This is a genomic window from Paenibacillus sp. YPG26 (assembly GCF_023704175.1).
Lineage (GTDB): Bacteria > Bacillota > Bacilli > Paenibacillales > Paenibacillaceae > Fontibacillus.
In genome coordinates, this window is sequence record NZ_CP084530.1 from 1,233,833 (window position 1) to 1,255,279 (window position 21,447).

Consider the following 21,447-nt stretch of genomic DNA (forward strand, 5'->3'; position numbering starts at 1 on the left):
AGACATGAAAGTGGTCATACAGAGATGTAAGCAGGCTCAGGTTACAATTCGAGATCATGTAGTGGGGGCAATCGGACCGGGACTGATGCTGCTTGTAGGCATCACCCATGATGATACGGAGAAGGATGCCGTATATCTTGCTGATAAAATTGCCGGACTCCGGATTTTTGAAGATGACGATGAGGAAATGAATCTGAGCGTTCAGGATATTAAGGGAAGTATCCTCTCGGTCTCGCAGTTCACCCTCTATGGGGATTGCCGCAAAGGCAAACGTCCGAACTTCATGGCTGCAGCCCGGCCTGAGACGGCTGAGGTGCTCTATGAGCGGTTCAATGAACTGTTAAGGGCTAAAGGCCTGGAAGTGCAGACTGGCCAATTTGGAGCGGATATGGACGTGGTGCTGACTAACTGGGGACCCGTTACGATCATCCTGGAGAGTCCGCAAGCTTAAGTGGCTTAGTCTTGATTGTAGTAGTTGATAACTTGAATTGGAACCGCAGCTCCTTCGGGAGGGCGGTTTTTTTGTTATCTCTGTGATGGGAACTATAGCGAAGAACAAACCGGGATTGTTATAAAGGGCAGTTAATCGGGTAATAACAAAGCGAAGAACTGTTACGGAAAGGAGATTGACAAAACGATGAGCAAAGTAGCATTTTTACTAGCCAACGGGTTTGAAGATTCCGAAATGCAGGTTCCTTATGACGAAGTGAAGAAAGCCGGACATGAGGTTGATATTATAGGTTTGAAAGCAGGGGAGACCCTGAAGGGCAAGCAGGGCAAAGCGGAGTATACCACGGATAAAGCCGTCTCTGATGCAAATTCGGCGGATTACGATGCTGTTGTTATTCCGGGAGGTTCATCTCCGGAGAATCTTCGGCTTGACTCGGGAATTCTGAGCTTTGTGAAGAAGGCTGACGAGGCTAAGAAACCAATTGCGGCCATCTGCCATGGGCCTCAGATTCTGATCAGTGCCGGACTTGCCAAAGGACGCACGTTAACCTCCTATCCACCTTTGCAGGATGATCTCGTTAATGCGGGAGCAAATTTCGAGGATAAAGAGGTCGTTGTCGATGGTAATTTCATTACATCGCGCACCCCCAAAGATGAACCTGCATTTGTTCGGGAAATATTGAACAAGCTAGCGTAAGACCGGGGCCATTAGCCTCACCACCCAAATGTGACAAAGGAGCGATTAATATGAGTAAACATATTCAAGCGTATTTTGAGACGGAAAGCCAGGCTGAAGGGGCCAAGACAAGTCTGCTCTCTTTCGAAATAGAGCATTTGGAGACTGGGGCCCTGGAGAACACACTCACAAGCAACAACAATCTCCTTGGACCGGTGATCTCGGCGAATAACCTTGGCACAACCATTGTCGGAGGGGCTGTTCTGGGCAGCGGAGCATATGGCGCTTCGGGATTCACAGGGACTAATGGACCTCAAGCGGTTCTCCCACTGGCTGCCTTGAATGACGAGGCTTCCAACCACAATGATACCGGGTATGTGGATACCGGGAGAGATGAGCATCAGCGTGACCGCAGGGAAGATACTCAAGTATCCTCCAAATCTAACGTTGACGATCTTAAATATGTACTTAGTGCCACGGTCAAAGAGACAGAAGTAGACAGTGTGATTAACAAGCTTCGCTCTCAAGGAGCTTATGTAGAGCTGCTTGATTAATGGAACGGTTCTTTTGCTGCAAAAGACCTGCTTAAGGGCCTTCGACTAACCCCTTCAGCATCAGATACATGAAAAACACCTCTAAGCAGACCTCTAACACGGGTTAGGGAAGATCAGCTTGGAGGTGTTTTGAGTTTGGGTTTGGATTAACTGGGATGCTAAAAAAAAAACGTCAAATCACAGTAGTTTATAAAGCGCTTTCTTTTGTGTAATATACTTGTAATCTGCGTTTCATGATTCCTTAACAAAGTGTGTCTATAATAAAAACATGACCCCCTTTTAATATATCATGACTGGACCTGCGGCGATGCCGACAGGTTTTTTTCTTTCCAAGAGTCTTGACTTTGTGCCTTACGTTTCTTACAATGAAAAAAACTTCTATGTACCACGAATCATACGATAACTTCAATGACGGGACCAAGTAATCCAGCTCCAAGCCCACAGAGAGGAATTTCATGACCTTATACATGTTAAGTGAAGCATTCACTTTAACTAGGTCAGGCTGCAAGAATTCCGGTGATGACTGTATGAAAAGACCTCCCAGAGAATCGTCAGTGAACAGGGAAACTCCTCAGTAGCTGAAGACGTAGGCGGGCGTTAACCGTATAAAGCGGATACCTTAGGTTAAGACGTTCTTCTAATCAGATTGCTGATTGGAGACAGGGTTGTCCGGAATGTGGGTGGCACCACGAGTGATAGGATATCCAGTCTCTCGTCCCTGTTGTTATAACAGGGGTGGGGGACTTTTATTTTTTTGCGGAAATTGAGTTAAGCTAGGTTATAACAGGCTTGCTCAACCGTTATTACGATAATCAAGTGGAGGATAGACCATGGGCTTTCAAAAACCAACAGGCACACAGGATCTGCTGCCCGGCGTTGTGGAGCGGTGGCAGTTCATGGAAGAGAAAGTAAGGGATCTGTGTCGGCGCTTTAACTACCGGGAGATTCGCACACCGATATTCGAGATGACGTCTCTATTTGAACGAGGTGTTGGTGAGACAACAGACATTGTGGAGAAAGAGATGTACACTTTCCTTGATAAAGGAGACCGCAGCATGACGCTGCGTCCAGAAGGTACCGCGGGAGTTGTACGTTCTTATGTGGAGAACAAGCTGTACGGGGAGCCTGATGTGAGCAAGCTGTTCTACATTGGTCCGATGTTCCGTTACGAGCGTCCACAAGCGGGCCGTTACCGCCAGTTCCATCAATTCGGGATTGAAGCCATTGGGGCGATTGACCCTGCAATTGATGCGGAAGTGATCTCGCTGGGGTATGAGCTGTGCAGGGAATTGGGACTTCAAGGGGTGACAGCGGAGATTAACTCGGTCGGCAATCCAGGAAGTCGTGCAGACTACCGCGAGAAGCTGATTGCTTTTCTGACGCCTATGAGGGAAACCCTCTGTAAGGACTGTCAATCCAGAATTGACCGTAACCCTTTGCGGGTACTCGATTGCAAGGTGGACCAGGATAAATTCACAAATGCACCGTCTATTCTGGACAGTCTGGATGAAGAAAGTCAGAGTCATTTCGAGCAAGTGAAGACCTATTTGACCTCAATGGGGGTTGATTACAGAATTAACCACCGTCTGGTACGCGGGCTTGATTATTACTCTCTGACTGCGTTCGAGTACAAAGCCCAAGGTATTGGTGCTATTGATACGGTCGGCGGCGGCGGGCGTTACAACGGACTGGTCGCTGATATTGGGGGACCAGACCAGCCTGGAGTAGGCCTCGGTATTGGCCTGGAACGCATCCAGCTTATTCTTGAGAATCAGAACATTGAGATTCAAGGGGCCAAGCCGCTAGATGTCTATCTTATTGCCCTCGGCGAGGAAGCCGACAAGGAAATCACCAGGCAGCTGTTCAAGCTTCGTCAAGCGGGAATCTCTGCAGAGAGAGACTATTTGGGCCGCAAAATGAAAGCCCAGTTCAAGTCGGCTGACCGTATGCAGGCCCGCTACACCGCCATTCTGGGGGATGATGAGCTGGCCCGCGGCGAGATTGCTGTTAAATTCATGGAGACCGGCGAGCAGCGCACCGTGAAGCTGGAAGACCTGGCGAACGAGCTGAAGTAGGTATCGCAAAGCTCGTTCTTGTGTTAGCACCCCAGCGAATCCCGTAGGGAGAGCGCTCCAAGCACGAGGTAGCACTAAGAAGCTCTGCACAGCAGACCCCAGTGAATCCCGCAGGGAGAGCGTTCCAAGCACGAAGCAGCACTAAGAAGCTCTGCACAGCAGCCCCCAGCGAATCCCGTAGGGAGAGCGCTCCGCGCACGAAGTAGCACTCAAAGTTACAGCACCAACGTAGAGCGGGTCCCAACGGGACGGCAAGCGGCTATTACGTCAACATATACACTAATGCACCAAAGAACTATCACCATCCGCCGGGCTTTTCCCAGTATCCAAGTACGAGCAAAGCCAAGCGGGTCCCGTCAGGGACGACAAGCGAATCCATGCTCTCCCCGACCAAGAGACCGCCTCTCTGGCTCCCTCATCAATATTGAGGGTGTCCAGAGGGCAGAGCCCTTGGGGCCCTCCCTTCTAGGGAGGGTTTGGGAGGGTCCACCACCTAAGGAGGAATTACAAGTGAAAAGAACTCATCAAAGCGGCTCTCTGAGCAATGCGAACATTGGAGAAACAGTTACACTGAACGGCTGGGTGCAGACCCGCCGGGATCTCGGAGGCGTGCTGTTCATCGACCTGCGTGACCGCAGCGGGATCGTACAGGTCGTTTTTAACCCGGCATACTCTGGAGAAGCTCTTCAGATTGCAGACCGTGTGCGCAGTGAATATGTCATTGCCGTTCAAGGTAAGGTCGTGAAGCGTGATCCTGAGACCGTGAATCCGAACCTGCCAACAGGTGAAATCGAAGTACAGGTTACTGAGATTGAAGTGCTTAACGCAGCCAAGACACCTCCGTTCTTCATCGAGGATGGAGTGGAAGTAGACGAATCTGTACGTCTGAAATACCGTTATTTGGACTTGCGTCGTCCTGAAATGCAAAAAACGCTGTTGATTCGCTCCAAAGCGGCTAAGGTGTTCCGCGACTTCCTGGATAAAGAGCAATTCATCGAGGTGGAGACGCCGATTCTGACCAAGAGCTCACCAGAAGGCGCGCGAGACTACCTCGTGCCAAGCCGGGTACATGCGGGGGAATTCTTCGCGCTTCCTCAATCTCCACAGCTGTACAAGCAGCTGTTGATGGTGTCAGGTCTTGAGCGTTATTACCAGATTGCCCGCTGCTTCCGTGACGAAGACCTTCGGGCAGACCGTCAGCCTGAATTTACGCAGGTCGATATCGAGACTTCCTTCCTGTCACAGGACGAGCTGCTGGGCATGATGGAGCAGCTGGTAGCCCGTGTGTTCAAAGAGACAATTGATGCCGATATTGAGACCCCGTTCCAGCGCCTGAGCTATGCTGATGCTATGGGCAAATACGGCTCGGACAAGCCGGATCTGCGTTTTGGTCTGGAGCTGATCCAGGTTAGTGATATCGTGGCAGCAAGCGGGGTTAAAGTATTTGCTTCCGTTATTGAAAAAGGCGGCGAGGTCAAAGTTCTGAACGCCAAAGGCTGCGGAACGTGGAGCCGTAAGGATATCGACGATCTTGGCGTGTTCGCTGGACGTTACGGTGCGAAGGGCCTTGCGTGGATTCAGGTCAAAGATGGCGAGTTCAAAGGGCCAATCGTCAAGTTCTTCACACCGGAAGAGATCGAAGCAATTAAAGAGCGTACAGGAGCGGAAGAGGGAGATTTGCTGCTCTTCTCTGCGGATACGAAGAAAGTGGTAGCGGATGTTCTGGGGAATCTGCGTCTCAAGATTGGACGCCAGCTGGGATTGATTGACGACAGCAAATTCAAATTTGCCTGGGTCGTGGACTTCCCGCTGCTTGGTTGGGACGAAGAGCAGAAGCGTTATGTGGCTGAACACCACCCGTTCACAAGCCCGCGTGAAGAAGATGTGGCTCTGCTCGATACAGATCCGGGCCAAATTCTTGCCCAAGCGTATGACCTTGTTCTTAATGGTTATGAAGTGGGCGGAGGGTCCATGCGGATCTACAAACGAGAGATTCAGGAGAAAATGTTCAAGGCACTGGGCATTTCCACAGAAGAAGCCCAAGATAAATTCGGCTACCTGCTGGATGCATTTGAATATGGCACCCCTCCACACGGAGGTATGGCCTTTGGCTTCGACCGTCTCGTTATGCTCCTGACGGGCCGTACGAACCTGCGTGAGACTATCGCATTCCCGAAAACAGCAAGTACAACAGATCTGCTGATGAACGCTCCTTCAGAAGTGGATGCAGCGCAGATCGATCAGCTTCACATCAAGCTGGCGAAGAAGCCGGTTGAAGAGAAGAAATAAATCAGGCAAGCTTACCCCTCGGATGATGAGACTATCATTTCGAGGGGTTTTTCTCTGCTCAGAGGTTCAGGCATCCGATCTCATCAAAAAGTAATTGACAATATTTTCTCGTGATGATTTAATCTAAATAGTTAGTGTAACGTTTAATCAGATTAGGAGACAACATGAACAATAAGGTATCAATCAAAGACATTGCCAGAATTGCAAGCGTATCCATCGCAACCGTATCGAATGTGATTAACGGTACGGGGAGAGTGTCAGCCAAGACTATCAGTAAAGTGAACAAGGTCATACAGGAACTGCAATATGTGCCCAGCGCTTCCGCACGCAGCTTAAAGGACAAAAATTCCCACCTGATAGCGATTGTGGTTCCTTTTATTGAGAAGGGTATGCTGCAGGATAATCCTTTTTATTGGGAACTTGTACGCGGTGTGGAGAACGGGGCGAGAAATTCTGAAGTACAGGTGATTCTGGTAGGTATTGAGGATGATGAAGACTTCGCCTTTGTACGTCAGCGTCACCTGGACGGACTGATTGTAGTTGGTGGATATGAGCATTCCGAGGTGTACCGCAAAATAACAGCGATGGGAATCCCGTGCGTTTTTCTCGATAGCCATCTTACCAGCCCGGAATTCTATCAGGTAGATCTGGATGATGAAGTAGGAGGGTATCTGGGGACAAGACACCTAATCGGACTTGGCCATGAGGTTATCGGTGTGCTTACCGGGAAGCTGGAAGAAGGCGGGGTTAATTATCTCCGTTACCAAGGATATCTGCGGGCTTTGAAGGAAGCTGGCATCCAGAGCAATCCGAAGCTTGTTTTTGAGCAAGCCTCTTCTATTCAGGGCGGTTATCATGCGGCTCAGCGGATAGGCAGCTCCAAGGAGAGAATCAGCGCCATTTTTGCTTTCTCCGATGTAACCGCTATAGGATTGATCCGCGGGCTGCACGATATTGGACTCCATGTTCCGCGTGATATTTCAGTCGTGGGTTTTGATGATAACTTTTATGCGAATTACATGATTCCTTCATTGACAACCATCAAGCAGGACGTGGTGGGCAAGGGCCAGGTCGCGGTATCGATGCTTCTGGATCAAATCAATGGGAACGCATCTTCCGTGGAACGAAGTGTCGTGCTGCCGGTAAGTCTTATCGTTCGCCAAAGCACGATTCCCTTTCAAAAAATATAGTTATTTTGCTATATTTTTTATACTATGATTAAACGTTTAATCCAATCGATTATTTATTCAGGGGGTGATTTTTCACTTGATTTGAGATCCATACAGATGTACACGCAATAAATTTGCTTTATTCTTTCTCATTTTATCAATTTCTGAAGGGTGGTTATTTCATGAAGACAAAAAAGTGGAGCATCTTGTTATTATCAATCATTCTAGTGTTCAGCCTGGCGGCATGCTCAGCTAAAGGGAACAGCGGGAATACCGCAAAGCAGCCGAACCAGACAGAAGGGACCGCGGTTACTGCTGAAGGACAGGAAGAGTTGACCCCTGAACCGGGAGCCAAGCTGTTAGTGTGGGATGGCAAGGATGGGGTTCCTTTTCTGAGCGAAATAGCTAAGGAATTTAGTGCTAAATACAACATTTCAGTTGAGGTTCAGGAACAAGGAGCGCCCGAGCAGTTGAAGAAAATGAAAACTGACGGTCCGGCGGGACTTGGTGCCGATGTGCTTGTACTTCCTCATGATAATCTCAGTGAGGCTGTGGCGGGCGGATTCGTGCTCCCTAATGATTTCTATGAAGCACAGACACGGGAGGAATTTCAAGAAACTGCGGTTAACGCGGTGACCAAGGATGGCATTCTGTATGGATATCCGCGGAACATGGAGACTTATGCCTTGTACTACAATAAGAGCCTGGTGAAAGAAAGCGATCTGTCCAGTTGGGATAACATCATCCGCTTCTCTAAGGAGTTCACAGATGTTAAGAGTAAGAAATATGGATTTATGATGCAGCTGAACAATCTGTACTTTGCATATCCATTCTTCTCCGGCTACAAAGCTTATATCTTCGGCAAAGACAATACCGATCCAAGCGACATTGGTCTGAATAGCCAGCAAGCCGTTGAGGCGATGAAATATTATCAATCCATGCGCGAAATTCTTCCTATGGAAGCTGCCGATGCAACCACGGATGTAAAAACGGCTTTATTCCAGGATGGCAAGCTTGCGATCAATCTTGACGGGGTGTGGAATATCGGCAATTTCTCCAAATTACCGTTTGAAGCTGGGATGGTCCCGCTCCCGAAATTCCCGAATGGGGAGACTCCAAAGACCTTTGCAGGTGTCAAAGCTTATTATGTAAGTGCTTATAGCAAGTATCCGAATGCAGCGAAGTTATTTGCGAGACATGTTACAACCCACGAAGCCCTGCTCAAAAACTTTGAAAAGACCGGATTTATCCCCGCACGGAAAGGGATGGAGGAGGAGCCGGTAATCAAGAAGAACCCTATGGTAACTGGCGCTATTAAGCAATTTGAGAATTCCGTGGCTATGCCGACCTTGTTCGAAATGCAGCAGGTATGGGCACCCATGGCCAATGCACTGGAGCTAATTTGGAAGGGCCAAGATCCCAAGACTACGCTGGATCATGCGGTTGAGAGCATGAAGGAAGGAATGAAGACTCTACAGAAATAATACTTCCTGTTTCAGGAATGGCGTCATCTTAGGGGCTTACCTCTTGGATGACGTCCCCACTTTAGTCATACGGGAGATGAGTCATAATGATCCAGCACAGAAAATGGGCGGCAGTATTATCGCTAATCGGGATGGGACTCGGACAAGTCTACAATCGCCAGTATATAAAGGGACTGTTGTTATTTGTATTATATTTGCTTGGCCTGCGTATAGCCCTATATATTCCAGGGGCAGTCTGGGGGCTTACAACACTTGGCGAACAGGCGGATCATCTGGAGAAAGTGGGAAGGCTGTATGTCAATGTACGGGGGGACCATTCCATATTTCTCATGATTGAGGGCATGGTTGTAATTTTGGCAGCCCTAGTACTGCTTTTTGTCTATATAACGAACGTACGTGATGCTTATTTGGTTGGTAAGCTCCGTGAGAGCGGCGCAGAGGCACCCCATTTCAGAGAGACCTTGCATCGGATTACCGGAATTCACTTTCCTCATCTGGTCATCTCCGTGCCAATCCTGCTGGTAATTTTCTTCACGGTCATGCCGATTTTGTTCATGATTCTCCTTGCGTTTACGAATTACTCCTCCCCGAATTACCTGCCGCCGGCCAAGCTGGTGGATTGGATCGGTCTTGGCGGATTCCAAGATATTTTTACGATCAAAGCCTGGAACCGCACGTTCTTCGGAGTCGTATTCTGGACGCTAATCTGGACCATCTGTGCAACGCTTACGACGTTCATCGGAGGATTTGTAGTAGCCCTGATGGTACAGAAGAGGGGGATCCGGTTCAAAGGATTCTGGCGTACCTTATTTATTATTCCTTACGCGATTCCGCAGTTCATTTCCCTGCTCATTATGAGAAATATGTTCAACGGTGAATTTGGGCCAATCAATAAATACTTGAGATATTTCGGCCTGAGCGATCTGCCATGGCTGACCGATCCCTTTTGGGCTAAATTAACGGTCATTATGGTAAATGTCTGGATCGGATTCCCGATCACGATGCTCATGGTGATCGGTATCCTTTCTACGATATCAAGAGATTATTACGAAGCTGCCCAAATTGACGGAGCCAGCCCGTTCCAGCAATTTAGGGCGATTACTTTCCCTACGGTCATGTTCTCTTTTGGGCCGCTGCTGGTCATGTCTTTTGCCGGAAATATTAATAATTTCAACCTAATCTATCTACTGACCAATGGAAATCCGGCCAATCCGGGTTACCAGTCCGCCGGGGATACAGATATCCTGATTACCTGGTTGTACAAACTGACCATGGATACCGGTAAATACAATTATGCGTCAATCATTGGAATTTTCATCTTCATCCTTGTGGCATCCTTTGCCATTGTGAACATTCGAAGAACCAAAGCCTTCAAGGAGGACGATCTTAACGTATGAGAACAGGAGCCAAATTCAAGAGCCGGATCGGGAATCTCGCTTGTTATGCCGGCCTCATTCTTATTGGAATCGCTTGTATATACCCTGCCTTATGGGTAGTCATGTCTTCGTTCAGGCCGGGGACCGCGCTCTACAGTGATCAATTAATTCCTACAGTCTTTACACTCCAGCATTATCAGGATTTGTTCGATACGTACCCGTTCGGCCAGTGGTTCATCAACACGGTTAAAGTGGCCTTCTTCACCATGATCTTCAGTACTTTACTGGTTACTATTACGGGATATGTATTCTCCCGGTTCAGATTCCGAGGACGCAAGAACCTGATGCTCAGCCTGCTGGTAATCGGGATGTTCCCCGGCTTTATGAGTATGATCGCGGTTTATATTTTGCTGATGCAGCTTCAATTGCTTAACACGCATTTCTCCTTAGTTCTCGTATATTCTGCGGGGGCACCTATGGGTTTCCTGTATGTAAAAAGCTATTTCGATACGATTCCCCAAAGCTTGATTGATGCCGCGCGCATCGATGGTGCCGGTCACTTCACGGTATTCCGCAGCATCATGCTGCCCTTGTCCAAACCGATGCTGGTTTTCATTGCTTTGACCTCCTTCACAGGCGGCTTTGTTGATTTTATATTTGCCAATATGGTGTTAAGCACGCCGGAGAAGCAGACGCTTGCGGTTGGACTCTTCCAAATCGTACAGGGTCAATTCGCGACAGAGTTCACGCTGTTCGCGGCTGGTTGTGTTCTGGTCGCTGTCCCGCTAACCCTCTTGTTCATTGTTCTGCAGAAATTCCTGGTTGAGGGACTCACGGCCGGAGCTGAGAAGGGCTGATCTTGGAATTCTAAGCAGCGGATCTGGAAAGGAACGGGTGAATCCTGATGTTGAAGGAAGCGGTGTATCACAGGCCCGGAGAGTGCTGGGCATATGGATATGATCCACATACGGTTCATTTGCGTCTTCGGACGAGTAAGGGGGACCGGTTAGCGGTACAGGTGCTGTACGGGGACAAGTGCACACCGTGGGCTCACATGCTGAAGGCCGAAATGAAGCATTTGTCGTCGGATGAGCTATTTGACTATTGGCAGGCTGAGGTCCATCCCCCGTATGGAAGATTGTCCTACGGCTTTGTTCTGATAGAAGGCAGCGAAAGGGTGTGGTATACGGAAAGGGGCTTCCACCAGAGTGAGCCCAAGGAACATTTGGGGCTGTTCGAGTTCCCTTTTCTGCACCCGATTGATGTACACACACCGCCAGAATGGGTCAAAGAATCGGTATTTTATCAAATTTTCCCGGAGAGATTTGCCAATGGGGATACGGACAACGACCCCGGACAGACGGAACGATGGGGCGGCAAGCCGAGTTATACCAACTTTTTTGGCGGGGATTTGCAGGGCGTGCGTGATCATTTGGACCACCTGACAGAACTGGGGGTGAATGCGATTTATTTCACTCCGATCTTTGAATCGCCAACCAATCATAAGTATGATACCCGGGATTACTACAGGGTTGATCCGCATTTCGGGACAACAGATACGCTGCGCGATTTGGTCAAGGACTGTCATGCCAAGGGGATCAGAGTCATACTTGACGGCGTGTTCAATCACTCGGGCATTACTTTTCCATTCTTCCAGGACGTCCTGGAAAAAGGACCGGATTCGAAATATTATGATTGGTTTCATATCCAGGAATGGCCGCTGCAGGTCAATGACGGAATCCCTACGTACAGGACCTTCGCCTTCGAGAGAACGATGCCCAAACTCAATACTGCGAATCCGGAGGTCAAGGACTATCTCCTGAAGCTTGGGCGTTACTGGATTGAAGAGACGGATATAGATGGCTGGCGCCTGGATGTCGCCAATGAGGTGGACCACGCCTTCTGGCGGGATTTCCGCCAAGCAGTCAAAGAGGTCAAGGCTGACGCCTATATCCTTGGAGAAGTGTGGCATGACGGGATGATGTGGCTGCTCGGGGAGCAATTTGACGGTGTCATGAATTATCCGCTATGTGATGCGGTTCTTGATTTTTTTGTATTCGGACATGATGATGCTTATTCATTCGCAGCCAAGATAGGCGGTTATTTGGCCCGCTATCCGAAGCAAGTGACAGAGTCGTTGTTCAACCATTTGGATACCCACGATACCGCACGGCTGCTAACCCTTTGTAAGGGCGATATCCGTAAAATGAAGCTGGCAGTAGTCTTCCAATTCACTTATATTGGTGCGCCAAGCATTTATTACGGTGATGAGATTGGGCTTGCCGGGGAATTTGATCCGGATAACCGCCGGCCTATGATCTGGGAGCGGGAACGTCAGAACCGGGAGCTGTATGACTTCTACCGCACCCTGGCTGTTCTTCGCCGCAGCCATTCCGCGTTATTCAATGGAGAATTCCGTATTCGTAGTGCCGAGAGGGACTCAAATGTGCTTGTCTATGAACGGCAGCATGGATGTGAACACTTAATTGTCGCGATGAACAGGGGATCTGAACAGGCGGATGTCCATGTATCTTGGGGATCCATGCGTTGGCATGACGTATTCGGCAGCGAGGAGACGCAGCCCATAGATAGACCCAGCCAGCATACCTTGGGTGCCTATGAATTCAGAGTTTGGCTGAACCAGGAACAGGATACCTGTCGGACAAATTAATAGATCTCAATTAGAAGTAAAGGGGAGTGGGGACAGAGCATGCATACCAGTGAAGAGATTCATCCAGATCAGGTGGGCGCAGAGCACACGCAGGCATACCGGAGCTTGGGTCCCGTTACGGGCAGCATTTCTCATGAAGCAGGTGTTACAGTCCACGGGGAAGCAGGTAATCTGAGCCTGTGGAGACTCTCACCACAAGTACTGAGAATCGCGTGCGCCCTGCAAGCCGACTCAGCGCAGATGGTCCCGACAGAGGCGCTCATTCCGCAGCAGCCTCAGGAAGATTGGGAAGTCACTGATTATCAGTCGAAACTGGTGGTTCGTACGGGAGCATTCCACGTGGCACTGGATAAGGAGACCTTGTCTGTGCAGATCAGACAGGGTTCAGAGCAGGACTACGGAGAATACTCGTTCTCTTTCTCCGGATCACGGCTCCGCTGCCGGGGGAAGTTGAAGGAGGAGGCCGCTATCTTCGGACTAGGCGAGACAACCGGATATCTGAATAAGCGCGGTGACCGTTATACCATGTGGAACTCGGATGTCCTCGACCCTCATGTGCCTGACATGGAATCGCTGTATCAATCTATTCCACTGCTGATTCATCATTCTGCTGAAGGCTCGCTGGGTCTGTTCATTGACCATCCGGGAAGGATGACGATTGATATGCGGGAATCGAATGATTATTACGATGTGGAGACCATGAATGGGGAGATGGATCTGTATATTATTGCAGGCAAGGATCTCCGCGGGGTTGTCACTTCCTATACGGGGTTGACTGGACGTATGCAGATGCCTCCATTATGGTCTCTGGGTTACCAGCAATCCAGGTTCAGCTATATGAATCAGGAGGAAGTGCTTGATCTGGCCAGAACGTTCCGGGCGAAGCAGATTCCGTGTGATGCGATCTATCTGGACATTCATTATATGGATCATTACAAAGTATTTTCATTTGACCCTGTTCAGTTCCCTGATCCGCAAGGAATGATAGAGGAGCTTAAAGAAATGGGTCTGCGTATTGTGCCTATTGTCGATCCTGGTGTCAAAATGGATGAGGGCTACACCATATATGAAGAGGGGTTGGCGGAGCGGCACTTCTGTAAGTTCGCGGACGGGGAAGCGTATATCGGGAATGTCTGGCCGGGCCCGAGTGTGTTTCCTGATTTTACGGAGAAAAGGACCCGGGAATGGTGGGGGGCTCTGCACCGGTTCTATGTTGAACACGGGATCAGCGGTATCTGGAATGATATGAATGAGCCGAGTGTCTTTAATTCTCCCACAAAAACCATGGACGAAGAAGTTGTTCATGGCAACAATGGTCAACCGAGAACTCATGGAGATTTACATAATATATATGGAATGCTCATGTGTAAGGCAACCAAGGAAGGGCTGGATACCCTGCTGGAGGGAGAGCGTTCTTTTGTCTTGACCCGTGCGGGATACGCTGGAATTCAGCGGTATGCGGCTGTGTGGACCGGGGATAACCGCAGCTATTGGCAGCACATGGAGATGTTCATGGCGATGGGAATGAATTTGGGGTTGTCAGGTGTGGCCTTTTGCGGAGCCGATGTCGGGGGATTTATGCACCACGCTTCGGGTGAACTGCTGGTCAGGTGGACACAGCTGGGGGCATTTACCCCGTTTTTCCGGAATCATAGCGCCATTGAGACGAGACAACAGGAGCCTTGGACTTTTGGTGAGCAGGTAGAGGAGATATGCCGGACATTTATCGAACTGAGGTATTCTCTGCTGCCTTACCTCTACTCCTTGTTTCATGAAGCAGCACAGACTGGGCTCCCTGTCATGCGGCCTTTGGTGCTTGAATATCCGCAGGACGAACGTACATTTAACCTGTCAGATCAATTCCTGCTTGGGAATCAAATGCTTGTTGCGCCGATCTACAGACCGGGTGCGGAGCACAGGTCCGTCTATTTGCCGGAAGGGGTGTGGTACGACTACTGGACCGGATCCAGATACGAGGGAGGCCGTCCCTATTTGGCGCGAGCGGGACTTGATAGAATTCCACTCTTCGTCAAATCCGGAGCGGTCATTCCGATGACGAGCGGACTCCAGCATACCGGGGAGGCGGTCTGGTCCAAGCTGAACGTTCATATCTACGGCCGGGGAACGGAGGGACATGACGGACAAGTGCTTGCAGGCGAGTACATGCTGTATGAAGATGACGGGATCAGCCGCGCCTACCAGACAGGGGAATTCAGCTGCCTGCATATAAGCTTTGAAGAAGCGGACGGTGTGCTGGAGGTCAACACCAGTTACAATCATACAGATGAGGCCGTCGCAGGGAATGAACGGGAGCTTCTGTTCACCATTCATCAGCTGTCATTCGTACCCGTGCGTATAGTAGGCTTGAGCGAGGTTCCGAGCCTCCCGCATCTTGAGGTGCAGACGGCAGGATGGTATTATGACAGACAGGGCCATCATCTGTCTGTCAAAGTGCCGTTCAGAGCCGGGCACGAACACGGAGTCAAGATCTCCGTCAATGGATGATACCCTGCCATGATTCATTCTTACGATGAAGTAATGAATCTAACGTATATGGGGGGTTGAAAGTACATGCTTCATCAATTTTCACGCACAGAGCTGGCCATCGGCCCAGAGGGCTTGGATATTCTAAAGAATAGTACAGTTGCAGTTCTAGGCATCGGCGGCGTGGGTTCCATCGCGGTCGAGTCACTGGCCCGGGCTGGAGTCGGCCGGATTATCCTGATCGATAAGGATGTTGTAGACATTACGAACGTGAACCGTCAGATTCATGCCTTAACCACTACGGTAGGTCAGAGTAAAGTGGACCTGATGTGCGAGCGGGTCAAGCTGATTAATCCAGAGTGTGAGACCGTGGCGCTCAACATGTTCTATACAGAAGAGACGTACGAAGAACTGTTCCAATATGAATTGGATTACGTGCTGGATGCTTCGGATACAATTATTTATAAAATACATCTGATTAAAGAATGCCGCGAACGTGGTATTCCAATCATTTCAAGCATGGGCGCCGCCAACCGGATGGACCCGACCAAGTTCCAGGTTGCGGACATTTCGAAGACCCATATGGACCCGATGGCCCGGGTGATCCGCGGCAAGCTGCGTGAGATCGGGATCAAGAAAGGTGTCAAAGTGGTGTTCTCGACTGAGCCGCCGGTTAAGCCAAGGGAAGACGTTACTCAGAAAATCGTCTCTGAAAATGCGCCGGACCGCCGCAAAGCCAAGCAGCCTCCAGCCAGCATTTCCTTTGTTCCTCCTGTGGTTGGCTTGATTATGGTAAGTGTAGCGATCCGTGAGATGTTAGAGACAGGCAGGAACTAAGAGATGAACGAATCGCTCGCACGCAAACTGAGGCTTCCTGCCGAGGGTGAACTGCTCATCATGAATCCGCCGGATGGTTACCTGGAAGAACTGGAGCTGGGTGATAAAGCTACAAGGTATCCAGAACTAGGACATAGCTGTGACTTCGTTCAGGTATTTGTTCACTCTGTCCGGGAAGTGGATGAACTTGCTCCAACCGCAATTCGCGCGATCAAAGAAGATGGATTGCTCTGGTTCTGTTACCCAAAAGGCGGAGCCAAGGCAGGCACAGACCTGAACCGGGACAAGGGCTGGGATACGGTAAAAGCTCTGGGATACGAGGGTGTGTCGCTCATTGCGATCGATGACAAGTGGTCCGCCATGCGTTATCGCCCCATGGGAGCTGTAGGCTCCGTTCCAAGAAAAAGCAGGAATACTGGAAATCCAGCGCAGAAGGCTGTCAAGCTACCAGCTGCACCGGAGCTCATGCCTGCCGATTTACAGACCTTGCTGGGTGAATCGGCTCAGGCTGCCGCATTCTTCGCTGGCCTTGCTCCTTCACACCGCAAAGCATACATTCAGTGGATTGAGGAAGCGAAGCGGCCTGAGACGCGTGAAGCCAGAGTTCGCAAGACCATTGAGAAATTAACCCAAGGCCTGAAAAGACCCTAAAGTTAAATTCAGATAAGTTGAACTTAGGAATTACAATGGACAACAGATAGCTCAAATTATATAGACAGCTGAAATTTTGACGACCGCTCCCTTGGATATAGCCGGGGGAGCGGTCGTTTTTCTCGGTCGCTTTTTAACAAGCTGAATGGTATACTTAAAATCCTTTTTTACAAAATTTATCTTAGGAGGTAACTGAAATGGAAGATTTTCAAAGTGCCTATCAAGAAGAGAAGGCGCGGCTTGACCGCACGCTGGACACGATCGATAAGGAACTGGTGAGGTTGCGCGGCATTCCTGTGTACACCGGGCATGACTATACCGAGCAGGTGCTGGAGGCCGGGCGGGATCAACAGCGCAGACAGCTGTCCCAGTCCGGGCAGGAGCCGTATTTCGGACGGCTTGACTTCGAGGAGAAGGGCGGAACGCGCACCCCCTTGTATATTGGCAAAGTAGGAGTAGGCGGGGAGACCGCTCAGCCTATCGTCATTGACTGGCGGGCTCCGGTAGCCAGCTTGTTCTATTCATTTACCGGTGGGGATTCGGCTGTCTACGAGGCTCCGGAAGGGCTGATCGAAGGACTCGTATACCTGAAGCGTAACATTGTAATCCGCAAGCAGATTCTTGAACGGGTAGTCGATACATACAACTCGGAAGAGGAAGGTCCTGCCGTGTCGGATGAATTCCTGCTCTACCGGCTGGGAGAGAACAAGGACAACAAGCTGCGGGACATCGTCTCTACTATTCAGGCGGAGCAGGATCAGATTATTCGCGCAGGCAGGAACAGCGCGTTAATTATTCAGGGCGTAGCTGGGAGTGGGAAGACGACCGTAGCCCTTCACCGTCTGGCTTACCTGCTGTACCAGTACAAGGAGCAGATATCTGCGGGGAAAATGATTATTTTCGCCCCTAACCGCATGTTCATCAATTATATTTCTGAAGTGCTTCCTGAGCTTGGTGTCGGGGACATTCAGCAGAACACGTTCAGCGACTGGGCCTCCAATGTGCTGGGTCTGGATGAGGCTCCAAGCGATGGTCCTGAAGCTCTGACGGAGTGGTTCGATCATAGATCGCAGAACCGTCTGGACGATCATGAGCTTCCGGGAAGGTTCAAAGGGTCGCTCTTGTTCCGTGATCTGCTAGACCAGTTCGTACAGCAGCTTGAAGCAGCTTGTCTGCCTGAAGAAGACTTCATGCCATGGGACGGAGCGAAGCTGCCCTTGACCACAATCAAGCTGTGGTATGAAGAAGAGTATAAGCCCTATCCCCTTGCCAGGCGCAAGGAACGGGTGCTTGCCCGGATTCACCGGTGGGTGGAGATGGAGCTGAAGGGAGCACCATCGGCAGCTGCGCTGAAGGAACGTAAATCCAGAGCTGCGCAGCGGGAGAAGGCTTATGCCAAGAAATGGCCGGATCTCTCCCCGCTGCCCTTGTATAAAGCTTTTATCGGGGCCAAGAAGATGCAGGGTCTTCAGCTTGAGAATATGGGGGCAGGGATCCCTAAGTCTATACTCAAAGTGACTCAGGCCAATCTGAAGAAGAATATTATTAAGGAAGAGGACCTCCCGGCACTTCTGTATCTGTTCACCCGTGTGGATGAGATCGATGGGAACCTCCGGTTCGATCATATTGTAATCGACGAAGCTCAGGATTTCTCCCCTTTCCAGATCGCTGTGCTGGACCGGTTCTGCAAGGGTCATTCTTTTACGATCCTTGGCGATTTATCGCAGGGTATCCACTATTACAAAGGCGTGCGGGAATGGAATGAAATGCAGGTGCTCTTCAAGCCGGAAGAGACAGCTTATTTCGCGCTCACCCGGAGCTACCGGTCTACGATGGAGATCATTTCTTTTGCTAATAATATCCTGAGACAGGGGGTAGGCACGGATCTATTGGCGGTACCTGTATTCCGAAGTGCGGATCCGGTGAAGGTGATCAAGGCATCCGGAGCTGAACGCCTTCCTGTAATCAGGAGAGCCCTTGACCGGATTCAGAAGGGGCCATACAAGACAGCAGCCCTGCTGACACGGAATCTGAATGATGCCCAGCAGCTTCATAAGGAACTCAGCGGTCTAGGTTATGATCTTAACTTGATTGATGGACGAAAAAGTGAGTACGAGGGAGGCATATCGGTTCTTCCTGTATATCTCTCCAAAGGGCTGGAGTTCGACGCGGTAATGGTTACGGATGTGGATGAGGAATATTACGGGCAGCAGGATGCCAAGCTGCTGTATGTTGGAGCTACCCGGGCGCTGCATGAATTATGGCTTCTGCATGGAGAGAAGCTCCCTGCCTATGTGACAGTAGATGATCCGGAGATTGCGGTTACGGCTTGGCCGGAGAATTAGATATGCACTGAGTAGGTAAAGTGAAGGGGCCTTCCCAATAGGATGTGATAACATCCTGTCAGGAAGACCCCTTATTATATTAGTGAAGTGCTTAAGACCGGTAAGCTGAACTCAGCTTGCCTCCACTGCTGAACCCGCCATTCACAGCCTGCTTTTGCTCCGAATGCCTGGCTGCCGAGCGCATTTTGGTAATGATTTTACGAATGCTGTCTATAGATAAATGATAGGCTTCGGCTAGCTCAGGTGCTGTGAGCCCTCCGCAGTAAGATTTGAAGATTTCTTCATTCCGGCGTGCGATCAGCTTGCGTGATCCACTGACCTCGCCCCATGGGGCCCGTTTGCTCTCGAGCTTGGGCACATATACGAGTTCGCCCTGAATATAATGCTGCAGTTCCTTCAGCAGCCTAGGGGGAAGCACATCCTTCCCGTTTCTGTAGTTCACGTTCAATTTCCTCCCTAAATCGTTGTCCGTCTCCATTGTTCTTAGCGATAAAAGTCAGCATTGCCGTGATCCTCCTTTCGTAATTTGAATGATTGTACTTATGGATTGCTTATGTTATATGCCTGAGACCTGAATGTAAAAATAATAATTATGCCTGAACTACCGGGAAACTTCGAATGCCACACAGTATCTTAATCATTCTCAGCACCTCTTTCCAGAGTTATGTAATTTATATTAAGAATAACTTATTATTCAGCGTAAATTCAACCAATTCAGTTTGATAGGAACCTGCTGTGGGTCCCAGATAACAACATTATTATAATTAAAAGGGAGGCTCTATGGCCTCCCGACTCATGGTTCCGCTTACGCGGAAGCCACCTCATTTACTGTGATCAATTCGATCAGCCCCCTTTCCCAGCTGTTTTTGTCGGCCCGACACCTATATTAACTCATATCCCCGGATAGGAATAAAGTGAAAGAATGGTTATAAATGTTCTTTACGGTTTCTTTTCAGGCAAGTGACAAACATCAGTTCGGAAAATAGGCTGCATTATGATAAAATAACAGAGAAATAGGCACACGGAAGTTAGGTAAGGATGTGAGTATTCATGGATTTATTCTCATACGGACAGGAATCGGACCCGGGGACGAGGCTTCTAGCCGACCGGATGCGTCCGGGTACTCTGGATGAATATATTGGACAGGAACATATTGTAGGACAAGGCAAGCTGCTCAGGAGAGCCATAGAGGCTGACCAGGTCTCTTCCATCCTGCTATATGGACCGCCAGGCTGCGGCAAGACGACTTTAGCCCACATTATCTCGAACCATACCCGGGGTGAGTTTGTGCGGCTGAACGCGGTGGATGCCTCGGTTAAGGATGTCCGGGCAGTTATCGAGAAGGCGCAGACGGACAAGTCGCTGTATGGTACGAAGACCATACTCTTTCTTGACGAGGTGCACCGCTTCAACAGCTCAAGACAGGATGCGCTGCTGCCCGCAGTCGAGAAAGGCACTATTATCTTCATCGGAGCTACAACAGAGAATCCGTTTCACTATGTGAACGGAGCCTTGCTCAGCCGCTCCACGCTGTTCCAGCTTGAGCCGCTGACCAAGGAGCATTCGCTGATTGCTATGCGCAGGGCACTGGCTGATTCGGAGAAGGGCCTTGGCTATATGAAGCTGCAGGTGGATGAGGAAGCGCTGGAGCACATTGCCTGGGTATCGAACGGCGACATCCGCAGAGCGCTCAACGCGCTGGAGCTGGCTGCACTGACGACCCCGCCTCAGGCGGACGGCACGGTGCATATCACTCTGGACGTGGCGGAGGAATCCATCCGCCGTCCGATTGTCAAAGCCGACGAATCGACACAGTACGATGTCTTGTCGGCCTTCCACAAGAGCATCCGCGGCTCCAGCGACGCGGCGCTCTTCTGGTTCCTCTATGCCGTCGAGAAGCTCGGCATGGACCCTATGGTATTCCTGCGGCGGCTGATCGCGGCCAGCAGTGAAGACATCGGCCTGGCTAATCCCCAGGCCATGGTGCAGGCGGTTAGCGCGCTTGACGCATACCGCAATAACGGCTGGCCGGAGGCCAAGCTGAACATTGCTCAGGCGATTCTGTTCGCGGTGGAGAGCCCGAAGTCGAATGCGGTGTATACCGCAATCTCCAAAGCCATGGATGCGATGGACCGCATGCAGTCCGCCGAGGTTCCGCTGCATCTGCGCGATGGCCACTACACAGGCGCAGTGAAGCTCGGACACACAGGATATAAGTATCCTCACAATTATCCGGGCCATTATGTGAAGCAGGACTATCTGCCGCCCGAGCTGGCCCGGACCGTCTTCTATGAAGCGACGGAGCAGGGGAATGAGAGCAAGATCAAGCATAATCAGGAGCTAAGACGTCAGCAAGGCCGGTAGAGCGGGCGGGGCAGCAGAACCA

The 21,447-nt window shown here is 50.1% G+C and carries 16 protein-coding genes; 15 read left to right on the plus strand and 1 reads right to left on the minus strand.

Annotated elements, in window-relative coordinates; translation table 11 throughout:
• Positions 1–4 precede the first annotated feature (4 nt).
• From dtd to LDO05_RS05835, 14 genes are all read left to right on the plus strand, one after another.
• On the plus strand, positions 5–451 hold the full coding sequence (gene dtd, locus LDO05_RS05770; protein WP_251377917.1) for a D-aminoacyl-tRNA deacylase: 447 nt from the start codon (positions 5–7) through the stop codon (positions 449–451).
• Positions 452–637: 186 nt separating this feature from the next.
• Complete coding sequence (locus tag LDO05_RS05775) at positions 638–1,147, plus strand: type 1 glutamine amidotransferase domain-containing protein (protein WP_251377918.1); 510 nt, start codon at positions 638–640, stop codon at positions 1,145–1,147.
• A gap of 50 nt (positions 1,148–1,197) precedes the next feature.
• On the plus strand, positions 1,198–1,680 hold the full coding sequence (locus LDO05_RS05780; RefSeq protein ID WP_251377919.1) for a hypothetical protein: 483 nt from the start codon (positions 1,198–1,200) through the stop codon (positions 1,678–1,680).
• A gap of 830 nt (positions 1,681–2,510) precedes the next feature.
• Positions 2,511–3,755, plus strand: a complete 1,245-nt coding sequence (gene hisS, locus LDO05_RS05785; protein ID WP_251377920.1) for a histidine--tRNA ligase — start codon at positions 2,511–2,513, stop codon at positions 3,753–3,755.
• A gap of 510 nt (positions 3,756–4,265) precedes the next feature.
• On the plus strand, positions 4,266–6,044 hold the full coding sequence (aspS, locus tag LDO05_RS05790) for an aspartate--tRNA ligase (RefSeq protein WP_251377921.1): 1,779 nt from the start codon (positions 4,266–4,268) through the stop codon (positions 6,042–6,044).
• A gap of 164 nt (positions 6,045–6,208) precedes the next feature.
• Positions 6,209–7,234 (plus strand): LacI family DNA-binding transcriptional regulator, encoded by a 1,026-nt coding sequence (locus tag LDO05_RS05795; protein ID WP_251377922.1) that lies wholly within the window; start codon positions 6,209–6,211, stop codon positions 7,232–7,234.
• 161 nt (positions 7,235–7,395) lie between these two features.
• Positions 7,396–8,697 (plus strand): sugar ABC transporter substrate-binding protein, encoded by a 1,302-nt coding sequence (locus LDO05_RS05800; RefSeq protein ID WP_251377923.1) that lies wholly within the window; start codon positions 7,396–7,398, stop codon positions 8,695–8,697.
• Positions 8,698–8,783: 86 nt separating this feature from the next.
• Complete coding sequence (locus LDO05_RS05805) at positions 8,784–10,094, plus strand: carbohydrate ABC transporter permease (RefSeq protein WP_251377924.1); 1,311 nt, start codon at positions 8,784–8,786, stop codon at positions 10,092–10,094.
• Entirely contained in the window at positions 10,091–10,930 is an 840-nt protein-coding gene (locus LDO05_RS05810; RefSeq protein WP_251377925.1) for a sugar ABC transporter permease, read from the plus strand. Before LDO05_RS05805 ends, LDO05_RS05810 begins: the two co-directional genes overlap by 4 nt.
• Before the next feature lie 47 nt (positions 10,931–10,977).
• Complete coding sequence (locus LDO05_RS05815; RefSeq protein ID WP_251377926.1) at positions 10,978–12,744, plus strand: alpha-glycosidase; 1,767 nt, start codon at positions 10,978–10,980, stop codon at positions 12,742–12,744.
• Positions 12,745–12,783: 39 nt separating this feature from the next.
• On the plus strand, positions 12,784–15,249 hold the full coding sequence (locus tag LDO05_RS05820; RefSeq protein ID WP_251377927.1) for a glycoside hydrolase family 31 protein: 2,466 nt from the start codon (positions 12,784–12,786) through the stop codon (positions 15,247–15,249).
• Positions 15,250–15,315: 66 nt separating this feature from the next.
• Positions 15,316–16,065 carry a tRNA threonylcarbamoyladenosine dehydratase gene (locus LDO05_RS05825; protein WP_251377928.1) on the plus strand — a complete coding sequence of 250 codons (750 nt, stop codon included), beginning with the start codon at positions 15,316–15,318 and terminating at the stop codon, positions 16,063–16,065.
• A 3-nt stretch (positions 16,066–16,068) separates the two neighbouring features.
• Positions 16,069–16,716: a YdeI/OmpD-associated family protein gene (locus LDO05_RS05830; RefSeq protein ID WP_251377929.1), complete on the plus strand. Its 648-nt coding sequence runs from the start codon at positions 16,069–16,071 to the stop codon at positions 16,714–16,716.
• Between the two features lie 197 nt (positions 16,717–16,913).
• Positions 16,914–19,061 (plus strand): HelD family protein, encoded by a 2,148-nt coding sequence (locus LDO05_RS05835; RefSeq protein ID WP_251377930.1) that lies wholly within the window; start codon positions 16,914–16,916, stop codon positions 19,059–19,061.
• A gap of 91 nt (positions 19,062–19,152) precedes the next feature.
• Here LDO05_RS05835 and LDO05_RS05840 read toward each other — a convergent pair whose 3' ends face one another.
• Positions 19,153–19,503 (minus strand): CD3324 family protein, encoded by a 351-nt coding sequence (locus tag LDO05_RS05840; RefSeq protein ID WP_251377931.1) that lies wholly within the window; start codon positions 19,501–19,503, stop codon positions 19,153–19,155.
• Between the two features lie 608 nt (positions 19,504–20,111).
• Here LDO05_RS05840 and LDO05_RS05845 point away from each other — a divergent pair.
• Positions 20,112–21,425, plus strand: coding sequence for a replication-associated recombination protein A (locus LDO05_RS05845; RefSeq protein ID WP_251377932.1), 1,314 nt, complete (start codon positions 20,112–20,114; stop codon positions 21,423–21,425).
• The last annotated feature ends 22 nt before the right edge of the window (positions 21,426–21,447 follow it).

Coding starts and splice junctions, on each gene's coding strand:
- dtd (WP_251377917.1), top strand. CDS start 5: ATGAAAGTGGTCATACAGAGATGTAAGCAGGCTCAGGTTACAATTCGA.
- LDO05_RS05775 (WP_251377918.1), top strand. CDS start 638: ATGAGCAAAGTAGCATTTTTACTAGCCAACGGGTTTGAAGATTCCGAA.
- LDO05_RS05780 (WP_251377919.1), top strand. CDS start 1,198: ATGAGTAAACATATTCAAGCGTATTTTGAGACGGAAAGCCAGGCTGAA.
- hisS (WP_251377920.1), top strand. CDS start 2,511: ATGGGCTTTCAAAAACCAACAGGCACACAGGATCTGCTGCCCGGCGTT.
- LDO05_RS05795 (WP_251377922.1), top strand. CDS start 6,209: ATGAACAATAAGGTATCAATCAAAGACATTGCCAGAATTGCAAGCGTA.
- LDO05_RS05800 (WP_251377923.1), top strand. CDS start 7,396: ATGAAGACAAAAAAGTGGAGCATCTTGTTATTATCAATCATTCTAGTG.
- LDO05_RS05805 (WP_251377924.1), top strand. CDS start 8,784: ATGATCCAGCACAGAAAATGGGCGGCAGTATTATCGCTAATCGGGATG.
- LDO05_RS05810 (WP_251377925.1), top strand. CDS start 10,091: ATGAGAACAGGAGCCAAATTCAAGAGCCGGATCGGGAATCTCGCTTGT.
- LDO05_RS05815 (WP_251377926.1), top strand. CDS start 10,978: ATGTTGAAGGAAGCGGTGTATCACAGGCCCGGAGAGTGCTGGGCATAT.
- LDO05_RS05820 (WP_251377927.1), top strand. CDS start 12,784: ATGCATACCAGTGAAGAGATTCATCCAGATCAGGTGGGCGCAGAGCAC.
- LDO05_RS05825 (WP_251377928.1), top strand. CDS start 15,316: ATGCTTCATCAATTTTCACGCACAGAGCTGGCCATCGGCCCAGAGGGC.
- LDO05_RS05830 (WP_251377929.1), top strand. CDS start 16,069: ATGAACGAATCGCTCGCACGCAAACTGAGGCTTCCTGCCGAGGGTGAA.
- LDO05_RS05835 (WP_251377930.1), top strand. CDS start 16,914: ATGGAAGATTTTCAAAGTGCCTATCAAGAAGAGAAGGCGCGGCTTGAC.
- LDO05_RS05845 (WP_251377932.1), top strand. CDS start 20,112: ATGGATTTATTCTCATACGGACAGGAATCGGACCCGGGGACGAGGCTT.